General features: G+C 41.3%; 7 protein-coding genes and 3 pseudogenes. 6 read left to right on the top strand and 4 right to left on the bottom strand.

Annotated elements, in window-relative coordinates:
- Positions 1-22: 22 nt before the first annotated feature.
- The 5 genes and pseudogenes from BDE27_RS14960 to BDE27_RS14940 all read left to right on the top strand — a co-directional run.
- Positions 23-423: pseudogene (locus BDE27_RS14960) on the top strand (ABC transporter permease subunit); the annotation flags it as partial.
- A 186-nt stretch (positions 424-609) separates the two neighbouring features.
- Entirely contained in the window at positions 610-1,950 is a 1,341-nt protein-coding gene (locus BDE27_RS14955; RefSeq protein WP_099131544.1) for an MATE family efflux transporter, read from the top strand.
- A gap of 532 nt (positions 1,951-2,482) precedes the next feature.
- Positions 2,483-3,808, top strand: a complete 1,326-nt coding sequence (locus tag BDE27_RS14950) for an SLC5/6 family protein (RefSeq protein WP_099131543.1) — start codon at positions 2,483-2,485, stop codon at positions 3,806-3,808.
- Between the two features lie 578 nt (positions 3,809-4,386).
- Positions 4,387-4,671: pseudogene (gene tssD / locus BDE27_RS14945) on the top strand (type VI secretion system tube protein TssD); the annotation flags it as partial.
- 838 nt (positions 4,672-5,509) lie between these two features.
- Positions 5,510-6,076: pseudogene (locus tag BDE27_RS14940) on the top strand (tyrosine-type DNA invertase); the annotation flags it as partial.
- 346 nt (positions 6,077-6,422) lie between these two features.
- Here the strand turns inward: BDE27_RS14940 and yjiA are convergent.
- The 4 genes from yjiA to BDE27_RS14920 all read right to left on the bottom strand — a co-directional run bounded on the left by yjiA (position 6,423) and on the right by BDE27_RS14920 (position 11,345).
- Positions 6,423-7,385, bottom strand: a complete 963-nt coding sequence (yjiA, locus tag BDE27_RS14935; RefSeq protein ID WP_099131541.1) for a GTPase — start codon at positions 7,383-7,385, stop codon at positions 6,423-6,425.
- A 60-nt stretch (positions 7,386-7,445) separates the two neighbouring features.
- The gene (locus tag BDE27_RS14930) at positions 7,446-7,649 is read right to left on the bottom strand and encodes a YbdD/YjiX family protein (protein ID WP_099118661.1); all 204 of its coding nucleotides are present in this window, start codon (positions 7,647-7,649) and stop codon (positions 7,446-7,448) included.
- A 136-nt stretch (positions 7,650-7,785) separates the two neighbouring features.
- A complete protein-coding gene (locus BDE27_RS14925; protein WP_099131540.1) occupies positions 7,786-9,939 on the bottom strand; it encodes a carbon starvation CstA family protein in 2,154 nt (717 codons plus the stop codon).
- A gap of 302 nt (positions 9,940-10,241) precedes the next feature.
- On the bottom strand, positions 10,242-11,345 hold the full coding sequence (locus tag BDE27_RS14920) for a phosphoethanolamine transferase (RefSeq protein ID WP_167450616.1): 1,104 nt from the start codon (positions 11,343-11,345) through the stop codon (positions 10,242-10,244).
- A gap of 1,070 nt (positions 11,346-12,415) precedes the next feature.
- Here BDE27_RS14920 and mutS point away from each other — a divergent pair.
- Complete coding sequence (mutS, locus tag BDE27_RS14910; protein WP_099131705.1) at positions 12,416-14,977, top strand: DNA mismatch repair protein MutS; 2,562 nt, start codon at positions 12,416-12,418, stop codon at positions 14,975-14,977.
- Position 14,978 lies beyond the last annotated feature (1 nt).

The raw sequence follows: 14,978 nt of genomic DNA, 5'->3' as shown, positions 1-14,978 counted from the left end.
TCCACAAAGCTCAGGTACATCCGATACATTACTGTATGCAGGCATTGCTACCCCCATTACCGCCATTTTCGGGTTATTGATTGCCTATATCGTGGTACACAGCAATTCCGCGGCAAAAAAATCATTGAGTTCACTACCATGCTCTGTTTTGCCGTTCCCGGTACAGTAACAGGGATATCTTATCTCCTGGCTTTCAATAACACGCCATTCTATATCACGGGTACAGCATTCATTATCATCATCTCCATGACGATGCGAAATGTACCCGTTGGCATTCGAGCTGGTATTGCAGGACTTGGGCAAATTGATAAATCACTGGATGAGGCCTCTCTCAGCCTGCGAGCAGGTTCAATGAAAACAATTTTGCATATTCTGCTACTACTCTTACGTCCCGCTATTTTATCTGCATTGGTTTACAGCTTTGATGATGGTGACTGGCATGGATAAACGCTGCTATTGCAAGTTAATGCTACTCAACTGCAACCAAAACATAAATCGCTTGTTCTGCCTATCAAATCATCAATAAACCCTGTAAAATCAGCTATGCTTTCTAGGTATGTCACACCGCAAAAGACCATTCATTTCACTTCTAATAAATAGGTTTTACTAATGCATCAGTCTGATGTTGTTAATCGCTCTCTTTTTTCGTTAAGTTGGCCGATTTTCATTGATATCTTTCTGCATATGGCGACGTTATTAATCAATACGTATATGGTCAGCCATATTTCTTCTGCTTATCTTGCTGCAATGGGAGTGGGTAATCATGTTTTTGATCTCTTTATTACAATTTTTAACTTCATCAGCGTAGGTTGCAGTGTTGTCATTGCACAATATTTGGGATCAGGGAGACGTGATAAGGCTAGTCAGGCTATTCACATTTCCATTGCTTTTAATTTTGTGCTGGGTTTCAGTTGTGCTCTGATCACGGTGTTCTTCGGTTATAAGATCCTGCATATCATGAACCTGCCCGAAAATCTGATGAAAGATGGGTTCGCTTATCTGCATGTTCTTGGTATCTGTCTGATACCCGAAGCGATTTCGATTATTCTGGCAGCCTGTATGCGGGTTTATGGAAAGTCAAAATCGGCCATGTATGTCACGCTAATTGCCAACCTGCTTACCATTGTCGGCAATATGATCGTGCTGTATGGATTCTTTGGATTGCCTCAATATGGACTCGAAGGCGTGGCTTGGTCTACGGTATTTGGTCGTACTGTCGCTGTTATTTTGCTCTGCGGATTACTGTTTTGTGGTTTGAAGATCAAGTTCGAGCCTAAATTGTTCGTGAACTGGTCTAAGAATATATTGGGCAAAATCCTGCATATCGGCTTACCCGCCGCAGGTGAAAATTTGGTGTGGATCCTGCAATATATGACTGCACAGGCGTTTATCGGCCTGATGGGTGAAATGTCTCTGGCCGCGCAAACACTGTACTTCCAGCTATCTCTGTTCATTATGTTGTTTGGCATCTCTATCAGCATTGGCAATGAGATTATGGTAGGTCACCTTGTTGGGGCAAAGCGTTTTGAAGATGCCTATCTTCGGGGGCTGAAAAGCCTGAGAATTGGTGTGATTGTTACTGTAGGCATCGTCTTAATGTTCTGGATTTTCAGGGAACCGCTTCTCTATGTCATGACGGAAGATCAAAAGATTGTTGAACTTCTGTTACCCTTGTTCCTGCTCTCAGTCTTTTTGGAACCAGGACGTACTTTCAACATTGTGATGGTCAATGCCCTACGTGCTTCTGGTGATGCCCGTTTTCCACTCTATACCGCGTTGATTTGTATGTGGGGAATATCTATTCCCGTCGGTTATTTTTTGGGTATTACCATGGGTATGGGGATCTTGGGGATCTGGATAGGGTTCTTCTGCGACGAGTGGATCCGCGGGTTAGTGAACTCTTGGCGTTGGAAGTCTAAAAGATGGCAAACCAAGCGATTGGATGTCTAATTAAAAAATAACAACAAAAAATGCCATAAGTCTATTTGTGGCATTTTAATTTCAATCAAAGGTGGATTCAACTAATAAGTGCAATGGTAACTTGAACAGTTTTCTCATTAAGAATTAAAAATAATTCACCAAGTATTTATCTGATAATTTAATTTCAGGACTGTTACGAAATAAAAATAAAAAAATTGGGCTGTTTCCATTTTATTTTTATCAATGACACGATTCTATTCTTTTTTATTAATCCCAAATCCATCGTAAAATAAGGCTTACCAATTAGGTATTGATTTGTCTTTATTTCTCATCGGAAAGCAGGATTAAACTATGCATCCCCCCCTTTCACTAGTAAAAAATTCTAGATTAATCCCCTGAACTACAGCATAATATTAACGATAAAAAGGATTTAATCCTGACAAAGTGTTTTCGACAATTTTCTTTTTTGCGCAGTTTCCCTTTGCAATTTCTTCTTCATGAAGAAGTTGTTCTCCTTGAAATCATTGACTATTAGCACACGATAATTCACTTACTAAAAGATATGAAAACAGCAACAAAAAACAATGATGTCACGCCACTGTTATCTCCATCGGCCAAACGCGCCAACATGACGGAGGAGGAGTGGAAAAAAGCAATAAAATTCGACCATACCGATACTGGCTGGGTCATTATGAGTATCGGCATGGCAATCGGGGCCGGAATTGTTTTCTTGCCTGTTCAGGTTGGATTGATGGGATTGTGGGTTTTCCTGCTCTCTTCCATTATTGGTTATCCTGCCATGTATCTCTTTCAGCGGCTCTTCATCAATACCCTTGCAGAGTCACCAGAATGCAAAGATTATCCTAGTGTTATCAGTGGTTATCTTGGTAAAAATTGGGGCATTCTGTTAGGAATACTCTACTTTATTATGCTGGTGATCTGGATGTTTGTTTATTCCACCGCGATAACCAATGATAGTGCTTCTTACCTGCAAACATTTGGGGTCACCGATGAATTAATGTCGAAAAATCCGCTTTATGGATTGGTATTAATCTGTGTATTAGTCGCCATCTCTTCCCGTGGTGAACAATTACTGTTCAAAATATCCAGTCTGATGGTCATAACAAAGTTATTTGTTATCGCGGCATTAGGATTTTCCATGATCGGTATGTGGCATCTTTACAATATCGGGGCATTGCCTCCTCTAGGGCTATTGATCAAACAAGCCATCATCACGTTACCTTTTACGCTCACGTCCATCCTGTTTATCCAAACACTTAGCCCAATGGTGATTTCTTATCGCAATCGGGAGAAAAACCGTGAAGTTGCCCGTCACAAGGCACTGCGAGCTATGAACATTGCCTTTGGTATCCTGTTTTGTACGGTATTTTTCTATGCCATCTCTTTTACGCTGGCAATGGGACATGACGAAGCACTCAAAGCCTATGAACAGAATATTTCAGCATTAGCAATTGCCGCCCAATTCTTTCCCGGCGGTTGGGTTATTGCCGTCAGTATCATGCTCAATGTCTTTGCTGTGATGACTGCATTTTTTGGTGTTTACCTTGGGTTTCGCGAAGCCAGCCAAGGCATTGCCATGAATATTCTTAGTCGCCTGGTACCTGCCGAAAAGATCAATGAAAAGTGGGTACAAAAAGGCATCATGGTTTTTGCCATCTTATTGGCATGGAGCGCGATCCTCCTGAATGCTCCAGTCTTAAGTTTTACTTCTATTTGTAGCCCAATATTTGGCATCGTTGGCTGCCTTATTCCGGCTTATTTGGTCTACAAGATCCCTGGCCTGCGCTATTACAAAGGGGTATCGCTCATCTTGATCATCTTTACTGGGATCTTGCTATGTATTTCCCCTTTCCTGGCCTTCTCCTGATATAAGGGCTTATTATTAAGGTTTACCCAGTGCGCCCTAAATTCTCATCTTTCTGTTAGGAGATATAAGGCGCATTCAACTAATCAACTCCCTACAAAATCTACTGCACTTATTCAGGACTAGCGGAAGCATTTGAACAGCAACTTACGTGTAGGGGTTGTAAGCCGGAATAGTCCAAAATTTTGTCGTACTAATTTTGGGGTCGTCTGATAAAACGGAAAAAATCGTACATACCCTGCATTCATAGGACGAAATGAACAGTGGCTTATACAACCTAACACCCGTGAACTTTCCGACTTTCATTTGCAGGGTAATCCTGCAGTATTGACAATGGCCGCATCCAGAATTATTGTCCATGCTGTGGAACTATCTGGTTCTGATATAAAACTCGCAGTTTTAAGCGAGCTGCCGAGGGGACTGTATGATTGATGATATTTCTCTTACCGATGATATTACCTTAAGAGGATAAACAAATTAAATTAGCCGGTTAATTTTTTTAGATCCCATTATAGTAAGATTATTTTGTATCATTAATTCTATTTACAATAGGAATACTATATTAGTCTAAAGGAGATTGTGTGGCTAATTTAATATATGCAACGATGAAAGGGAAGAAACAAGGTTTGATATCTGCGGGTTGCTCTACCTTTGATTCCATAGGTAATAAATATCAAACGGGTCATAAAAATGGGATCTTGATTTTTTCCTTTGAGCATGAAATAACAAGAATGAGTAATGTTAATCATCGTCAGGTATCTTTTATTAAACCAATAAACAAATCCTCTTTATTACTTGGCGTGGCGATATCTAATAATGAAGAGCTGGAAATCATCAACAGTACAATAAAGATTTTTAATTTTTACATCTTCCATATGATAATAATATTAAGATGATTTTGTGGCAATCTATGAATAAAATCCACATGTTTTTAATTAGGATTAGCAGGAGCATTCATTAAATAATCCTTTTAATGATGATTCCATACATAATTAATCATGAAAAATATCTATTTAATTAAACTTTACAAACAGAACAAAAAACGACCAATCAATTCAATCCAAATAAAGATATAATAAACAATGAAAACTATAACCAATGTTATTAAGTTAACGAAAACCCTTCCTTTAACCTAATGTTATTTCAAACATTATCTCTTGATCACCCTCAGTATTTCTCATTTTTCATCCAAAAAACGCAGTAACTTAGAATAAAAATCCAATAATAGATAAAAAATTAAAATATTATTTCAAAAACTCCAAATAAAAGTTAATTTTCAATCAATAATAAGGCATTATCTAAACAACTTAGATAAATCATTTACTTTTTCCACTAAATGCAGTAAAAATACAAACCCAATACACTTAAAAGAGTTTTTAAAAGAATAAAAAACTAAAAAACAAACCAGGCCAAATGATTAGTTGTAAAGTTCAATAGAGCTGTTTTTATATATGGAATTCTATTTATGATTGCCTCATTCTGTGTATCAGAATCACATAACACGTATTTATACGATTTCAATTAGCATTTTCATTAAAAACAAGACAAAAATAAGCAGCAATTTTTTTATTTGTGTTATTCCAATTAAATTAATCTGGTATTTAGTTAATTATGTTTAAAAAATACTAATGTTTTGTTGTATTCGATTAACTTAAATACCTTGCTATTTACAATTTATCTCTCTGATTTCATAGGAATGATAATTTCATGAAACAACGTAAGTTTTTAACCCGATACGAAATAGACGCAATTCTGGCAGCAACAAAACAAGGACGTCACGCAGAACGGGATTATTGCATGCTGTTAATGTGTTTCATTCACGGCTTTAGGGTAAGTGAGTTATGTAATCTATGCCTATCTGATCTTGATTTGAATTCAGCGATCATTCATATCAGACGGTTAAAAGGTGGACTTTCAACCACACATCCTTTAATTCCAGAAGAAATTGAAGCGTTAAATAAATGGCTAGATATTCGCCAAAAATGGCGCGAAGCCGATTCTCCGTGGGTATTTCTTTCTCAAAAATCGGGTCCTGTTTCACGGCAACAAGTTTATGGTTTATTAAAACGTTATGGAAAGCAGGCGTCTGTCAGTGTTTCTCCACATCCGCATATGTTAAGACATGCTTGTGGTTATGCATTAGCTGATCTCGGTCGCGATACCCGCTTGATTCAAGACTATCTCGGACACCGTAATATTTCACATACTGTAATTTACACCGCCAGTAATGTGAAACGTTTTTCCAGAATTTGGGAATCTCACTCTAAATAGTTGTGTTATTTTTTCTGCTGTTTTCACTCACATGATCTGTTATTGTAACAATCTCCACTAGTTAATTTGTGGAGATTGCTGGCAGATAAAATAGACAATGTCATGAAAATCTAAGATAAATGACTATTTTTTACGTATGATAAACTCAATTTGTAAATGGTTTTTATTTTTATTGTTTTACACTTGTTAACACACCAGGTTGGTTCTTTAAAAAACTTAAGTCTAACAGGTAAATATATAAATTTTTATTTAATTTTGAGCAGCGAATTTATATGAACAATTTCACTACTCAATAAGAAATAAAAATGAACAATTAAAATTCCATAAAAAATTATTACTCAATCAATTATTCTTTAAACAATTCCGCAAATTTTTCACGGATTTTCTGTTCTGGCAGATCTATACCAATAAAAACCAGCACACTTTCACGTACTTCATTATCGCGCCATTCTCTATCCCAATCCGCGCCATACAGACGCTGAACCCCTTGAAACAGTAACCGACATGGTTCTTCTTTGATAGCAAGAATACCTTTGTATCGCAGGAGATTATCCGCGAAACTCAGTAATAGCTCGTCCATCAGGTTAGAAACTTCCGGCAGTTCAACTGGGTGTGCTAAGTTAATGACAATCGACTGAACCGAGTTTTGTTGTTTGGGTGCAAATCGAAAAGTGGGTGTCGAAACCGTCAGTTTGTCATTCAACATAAAACCTTCGATATCGAACAGTAAGTCTAAATCGGCTTCACCTTGAATAACCTTATGAATCGGTGCCCTGGCATTGATTCGCTGCAAACGTTCAACTAAGGCATCATGAATGGGAGCAATATCTGTTTTGGTTAAAAGGATCCTGTCTGCATATCCTACCTGCGCCTGTGCAATGGAAAAACGATCTAACTGTTGTTCCGCATGAACTGCATCCACCAGCGTAATAATGCCATCGAGTAAAAAACGCTGGCACAAAATTTCATGGGAAAAGAAAGTTTGCGTAATCGGGCCGGGATCAGCCATGCCGGTACATTCGATAATCAAGCGGTCAAAGTTGATCTGCCCTTTATCCATGCTATCCAGCAAGTCCAATAATGCATCTTCCAGCTCATTCGAACGACTACAGCAGATACATCCGTTGATTAATGTCTTAATTTGAGTTGCACGATCACCAATCAATTCATCATCAATGGGGACTTCACCAAATTCATTTTCAATGACGGCTATTTTGTAACCATGATCAACATTGAGGATATGACGCAGCAGCGTCGTTTTGCCTGATCCCAAAAAACCGCTCAGGATCGTGACTGATATTGGTTGCATTTTCGTTTCCCGATGCTATTGATTGCTAAATAATTTTCAATGAATTAACCACTTTTTTCACTAACAGCAGCGCATTCCGCCTTTGCCATCGCCACCATAGCGAGCATTCTGACGTTCGCGAAAAAATTCTTCATAAGACATATAAGGCTTATCAGGGTGGTTTTCTTTCATATGCTGTACATATGTGTCATAGTCGGGAACGCCCACCAACATTCGGGCAGCCTGCCCCAAATACTTGCCTGCCCGACCAAGATTACCAAACATAAATTGTTCTCCAAGGCTTGTTCTATAAGGAATAGTTCCCCAATAAAAAATACCCCACATAGTACAAAGTCAATTATGTGGGGTATAGCGGTTACTGATACGGAATGATTTGGTCGGTATCAGTTTTAGTATTGCATCAGTGCGTAGAAGAGACTTTCACCCCACCTTCAGGAACCGGAACATAAGGCGTTTCATTATCGGTACGCGTCGGGTTTTTGCTTGCTTTAATCGCAGTTTTGATACCATAAATAATGATGCTGTACACCACTATCAGGAACAGAATGCTTAATCCCGCATTGGTGTAGTTGTTCACAACAATGTGATTCATGTTACTGATTTGCCCAGCCGTCAATTCTGCACCACCTTCGGCAATTCGCTGCTTGTATTCTTTCGCCAGGAAGAAAAAGCCCTCAAGCCGTGGGTTATCACTGAATAATTTCAGCCCCAGCGCCCATGTGGTACAAATCAACAACCAAACCGCAGGAATAACCGTTACCCAGATATATCGGGTGCGTTTCATCTTGATCAAGACAACCGTACCCAATACCAACGCAACGGCGGCCAACATCTGGTTAGAGATACCAAATAACGGCCATAAGCTCTTGACGCCACCCAATGGATCAACCACGCCTTGATACAGCAAATAACCCCATAAGCCAACACAACCGGCTGTACCAATGATACCCGCAATCAAAGAGTCCGTTTTTTTCAGGAATGGAACGAAGTTACCCAAAAGATCCTGCAACATGAAACGACCAGAACGTGTGCCCGCATCCAACGCCGTCAGGATAAACAACGCTTCAAACAGAATACCAAAGTGATACCAAAAGCCCATGTCTGCCGCAGGAATGATCTGATGGAATACATGGGCAATACCCACTGCCAAAGTTGGCGCTCCTCCTGCGCGGTTCAGAACGGATGGCTCACCAATGTCTTTTGCCGTTTGCAGAATTTGATCGGGGGAAATAACAAAGCCCCAAGAACTTACAGTCGCGGCCGCATGGCTCGTTACTTCTTTCAAAGAGGCCATAATCATTGGCGCCTCGGCAGTGCCCAAATTATGCAGGTCAGGCATAGTAATACCCAGCGCGGCCGGAGGGGTATTCATCGAAAAATACAGACCCGGCTCAATGATGGATGCAGCAACCAATGCCATGACCGCCACAAACGACTCCATTAACATCGCACCATAACCAATGAAACGTGCATCTTTTTCATTTGCCAACAGCTTAGGTGTCGTCCCCGAAGAGATCAAAGCATGGAAACCAGACACCGCACCACAAGCGATAGTAATGAACAAGAATGGGAACAGCGTTCCTTTCCAGACTGGCCCAGTACCGTCAATATATTGTGTGACGGCTGGCATTTTCAGTTCAGGATTCAGGATGATAATCCCAATTGCAAGACCAACAATAACCCCAATTTTCAGGAAAGTTGCCAGATAGTCACGCGGTGCCAAAATAAGCCAAACTGGCAATAATGCAGAGATAAATGCATATCCGATCAGCGCATAAGTGATGGTGGTATCTTTGAAAGTCAGCGCGGGTCCCCAGTAAGGATCGGCGGCGACAACACCACCAAACCAAATGGCGGCAATCAGCAGGAGAATACCGATCACAGAGACTTCACCCACACGCCCCGGGCGGATATATCGCATGTAGATCCCCATGAAAAGCGCAATCGGCACTGTTGAACAAACCGTAAATACGCCCCACGGGCTTTCTGCCAATGCTTTCACGACGATTAACGCCAGTACCGCCAGAATGATGATCATGATTAAGAAGCAACCAAACAGAGCTATTGTGCCTGGCACACGCCCCATCTCTTCCTTGACGATCTCACCCAATGATGCCCCATTACGGCGGGAGGAGATAAACAGCACCATAAAGTCCTGCACCGCTCCGGCAAGCACTACCCCTGCCAGCAACCACAATGTTCCTGGCAGATAACCGACCTGTGCCGCCAATACTGGCCCGACTAACGGACCTGCCCCCGCGATAGCGGCAAAATGATGACCAAACAAGACATTTTTGTTGGTAGGAACATAGTTCAAACCATCATTATTGACAACAGCGGGGGTTGCTCGCGTGGCATCCAGTCTCATTACCTTCGTGGCGATATACAGGCTATAATACCGATAAGCAACCAAGTAAACGGCTACGGAAGCGACAATGATCCACAAAGCGCTAACGTGTTCTCCCCGACGCAGCGCAACGACTCCAAGACAGAATGCGCCAATTATCCCCAATATCATCCAGGGGATATGTTTTAACAATTTATTATTCTTCATAAAACTTCCTTTTCCACAGTAAGACGAACAGCGAGTCATTATTTAATTTTTACTTCCTTCTCCATAAACCGACCATCTACAGCCGGCAGGAAGCAATACCCATAAAAGGGATATACTCCTCGTCACACTGCACTATGATATAAAACTCTCCCTGATAAGAGGGAGAGGATCTTACTCAGCGGTTGAATACCAACATTAAGCGGTCAAAATCCCCCAATCAGTGGTTCATACATATAAAGCATGAGCCAAGTTTTGTGAGGTAACTCACTTCCTTAATAAATTGCAAGACGAAGGTATATTCATCAATCGAAGTTAATGGCGTCATCCTTTAGGTGGTTAAAGTCTTTATATTCGTTACTGAATGAAATCACTGTATGTTGGTTCAGACACGCTTGGTTGGAAAACCAAGCACATTTGGATACCAAGCGAAGTTCTTCAATTCCCAACCATGTGGATAACATAGACAGTAGATTCAAACCGCTGCGGTGAGCATCTATGATATTTTTGCTTGCTGTGTTCTTGTCGGCATTGTTAATGACATAGTCATAACCGGTAATAATAAAGGGAACTTGATAATTCTGCTTATTACTATCGTTATGGGTCAGATTCTCGCTATCTGTATTCTTATTCACAAGTGACAAACCATGATCCGCAAAGTAAAGCATTGTCCAGTGCAATTGATTTTTATTGGCAATACTTTCAATGTCAGCTAGCAGTCTGTCCGTATTATGAATACTCTGAAGATAACATGAAATATTTTTGGAATGAAAATAGGTGCCATATTTATCATTCGTTCTGGTGCAAGGTTGTGGATGCGAACCCATTAAGTGAATAATAATCAGTTTCTTTTTCTGCTCATTCTTCATTAATGCCTTGCGAATATAAGGCAATAAATTTTCATCCGGCATATAACTGCGATCATCTGAATTGCCTTCTTTTAGAAAAGTATAATGATTGGCCTGCTGCCCAATCAGTGCTACAGGAGAATCAAACCCTCCCTTCATTCCCTGGTTGGACAGCCAGTAAGTTTCAAATCCCGCTTTTTTCGCCAGTGAAACAATACTGTTATTCAGTTGAATTTCATTTGCTTCACGAACCGCCAAAGAGTTAGTCAACGATAACTGTGTCGATGGTGCCGCAGAAATATAGTTGGTTAACACGGTGGCATTCGCGTTATCCAACCAAGGGGTATTTTTATCCGGGAACCCATAGACACTCATAAAATCTTTTCGGACGCTCTCACCAATCACCATGATATAAGTGTCGTATTTCTCTTCTTTCACCACTGGCTGCCAGTCATCCCGATATTTAATAATCTTGGCAAATCGGTGATTTTCTGACATGACTTGCTGGTAGCTCTGATAGGCATCACTGAAAAAGCGAACTTCCGGTAAACTGGTATTCAAAAGTTCCGAGCTATCTTCAAAACCCGATTTTATATACCCTTTGGCTGGGGACCAGAAAGCCGAAATAAAAAACAGGGTAAACAACCACTTTTTACTTTTGCTTGTTAAGGTAACATTTAGCTTAAGTGAAAATATCATCAGAACAAAAATAGCTATAGCAGTTAAATAAGTTGAAACAGAAAGTCCACTAATATATTCCGTTGTTTCATTCCTATTTGTATAAATTAATGATCCTACCGCATTGATGTCTGGATAACCGTAATTGAGGCCAATTGGAGTATAGAGCATTCCTATCAAGGAAAAAAAAGCAATCAAAAAGATATAAATTCGTCTACTGATAGCAGCCAAAAATAAAAAGAGTGCAAAGGCACTGAAGACATATATTAGTTTTAACTGATACCCCAAACATTTATGTATCAGAAAAATAAGAAAAAAGAGAACAATAAAACAAGAGAGATTCTTGTTTTTATAAAGCCAAGACATAATCACCCTGTAATTTCACATAGCCATAGTTAAATTTCTACAAACCCAACGTGGCGATATTTTAGCCAAATAAAACCCAACACTGCGCAATACAGTATTGGGAAAACTATCACATCATAAATTATAATTTATTGAGTGATCGACAGGTCACGTGCAAAAACTTCGTGTTCTTCATCCCGCAGCGTCAACACTTTAAAACCATCATGGGTTACCAAGATCGTATGCTCAAACTGAGCCGATAAATAGAATTCAAGTGCTTTATGCCATCTGCTTTCCTATTATTTGTTATTTGATAGTATGACTCAAACTAAACAACAATCGAGCCGCTTCGCAATCCTGCTGAATTGTGAAAAAATCTGATACATTCCTGCGAGTAATCCTGCTAACCTACCGTTTAAATCTTCTAATCGCATCCACAGATGAATCACACAGATTATCAGTGATAAGATAGCGTTTTCGCCCAGGATGAGGTCTATTAACGTTCCATCCTTAGCTGATTATATTTAGGTTTTGTCATTTAGATGGGTTGACTGAGCGTCGATGGCCCAACTGAGTCAACAGGAATAATAGAATTGAATCAAGTCAATATGAAAGAATCTCCAGCAAAGGATATAGATAGCCACACTCCCATGATGCAGCAGTATCTGCGTCTGAAAGCGCAGCACCCTGATATTATGCTGCTGTATAGAATGGGGGATTTTTACGAGTTGTTCTATGACGATGCCAAAAAGGCGGCGAAGTTACTGGATATCTCCCTAACCAAGCGCGGACAATCGGCTGGTCAACCTATTCCGATGGCGGGTGTTCCTTATCACGCAATCGAAAACTATCTGGCAAAACTGGTACAACTTGGTGAATCTGCGGCGATCTGCGAACAAGTTGGAGATCCTGCAACCAGTAAAGGCCCTGTTGAACGCAAAGTTGTGCGTATTGTCACTCCAGGCACCGTAACTGATGAAGCTTTACTACAAGAACGTCAGGATAATCTGCTCGCCGCTATCTGGCATGATAATCAGGGATTTGGTTACGCGACGCTGGATATCACTTCTGGCCGTTTCCGCGTTTCTGAAATGTCCGATCAAGATAGTATTGCCGCAGAATTGCAACGCACCCATCCCGTGGAATTGCTTTATCCTGAAACCTTTGAGCATATGGCGCTGATTGAACGTTGTCATGGTTTGCGCCGGCGCCCAATGTGGGAATTTGAGCTGGATACAGCAAGACAACAACTTAATTTGCAATTTGGCACCCGTGACCTGATTGGCTTCGGGGTGGAAAAAGCGACGCTCGCTCTGCGTGCCGCAGGCTGTTTGCTGCAATATGTCAAAGATACTCAACGTACCACTTTACCTCATATTCGCAGCATGACGATGGAACGCCAGCAGGAAACGGTTATTATGGATGCTGCCACCCGCCGTAATCTGGAGCTGACACAAAATTTGTCCGGTGGCACTGAGAATACGCTGGCGGCGGTACTCGATCAATGTGTGACACCGATGGGCAGCCGAATGCTGAAACGCTGGCTGCATGCACCAACCCGCAATAAAGATATACTGGAAAATCGCCATCAAGCCATTTCCGCATTACAGGAAATCGGTTATGAATTACGGCCGTTTTTGCGCCAGGTCGGTGACTTAGAGCGTGTGCTTGCCCGTCTTGCTCTGCGCTCTGCCCGCCCCCGTGATCTGGCCAGAATGCGTCATGCTTTCCAGCAATTGCCTGATATTCATCAGATCCTGACATCCTCAGATGCCCCTTATATCCAAGCGCTACAGCAGCGTATGGGACATTTTGATGAATTGCAGACTCTGCTAAAGAATGCGATTGTCGAAACGCCTCCTGTTCTGGTGCGTGATGGTGGTGTCATTGCCACGGGCTATAATGCTGAATTGGATGAATGGCGAGCACTAGCCGATGGCGCCAGTGATTACCTCGATAAACTGGAGATCCGTGAACGCGAGAAACTTGGCATTGATACCCTGAAAGTGGGCTTTAATGCAGTGCATGGTTATTATATTCAGGTCAGCCGTGGACAAAGCCATTTAGTCCCTATCCATTACGTTCGTCGTCAAACGCTCAAAAACGCAGAACGCTATATCATTCCTGAATTAAAGGAATATGAAGACAAGGTACTGACTTCCAAAGGCAAAGCGCTTGCCATCGAAAAAGCTCTGTACGAAGAGTTGTTCGATCTATTGCTGCCTCATCTGGCCGATTTGCAAACCTGTGCCGAAGCACTGTCAGAACTGGATGTACTGGCAAACCTTGCTGAACGCGCTGAAACTCTAAATTACACCCGCCCGATACTAACCGATAAAGTGGGTATTCAGATCACTGGCGGTCGGCATCCGGTTGTCGAACAAGTATTAAGTGAACCGTTTATTTCTAACCCATTGACGCTCTCGTCACAGCGCCGTTTGCTGATTATTACAGGGCCAAATATGGGAGGTAAAAGTACCTATATGCGTCAGACGGCTTTGATTACGTTGATGACTTATATTGGAAGCTTTGTTCCTGCCGAAAAAGCGGTTATTGGCCCTGTAGATCGTATCTTTACTCGTGTCGGTGCATCCGATGACCTGGCATCAGGACGCTCTACCTTTATGGTGGAAATGACCGAAACTGCCAATATCTTACATAACGCGACTGAACATAGTCTGGTTTTGATGGATGAGATCGGTCGTGGTACATCAACTTATGATGGTTTATCCCTGGCGTGGGCCTGTGCTGAAAATTTAGCTAATCGCATCAAAGCAATGACCCTGTTTGCGACTCACTATTTCGAACTGACAACATTGCCTGAGAAACTGGAAGGAGTTGTCAATATTCACCTTGATGCTGTCGAGCATGGCGACACCATTGCTTTCATGCACAGTGTGCAAGAAGGGGCAGCAAGCAAGAGTTATGGGCTAGCTGTTGCTTCGCTGGCAGGTGTTCCACGCGATGTCATTAAACGTGCGCGCCAAAAATTGAAAGAGCTGGAATCACTCTCCAATAATGCGGCAGTAGGCCATGTCGATACACCACAGTTAACCTTGCTGACAGAAGAGACCTCTCCGGCAATTGAAGCATTGGAAAACCTTAATCCAGATACCTTGACACCACGTCAGGCATTAGAGTGGATTTATCGTCTGAAAGATATGGTTTAAC

Origin of the sequence: Xenorhabdus ehlersii, assembly GCF_003610465.1 — a bacterium.
In the GTDB taxonomy this organism is placed as follows: Bacteria; Pseudomonadota; Gammaproteobacteria; order Enterobacterales; family Enterobacteriaceae; genus Xenorhabdus; species Xenorhabdus ehlersii.
The sequence above is the reverse complement of the archived record's forward strand: the minus strand, read 5'-3'. Positions and strand labels throughout refer to the sequence as shown.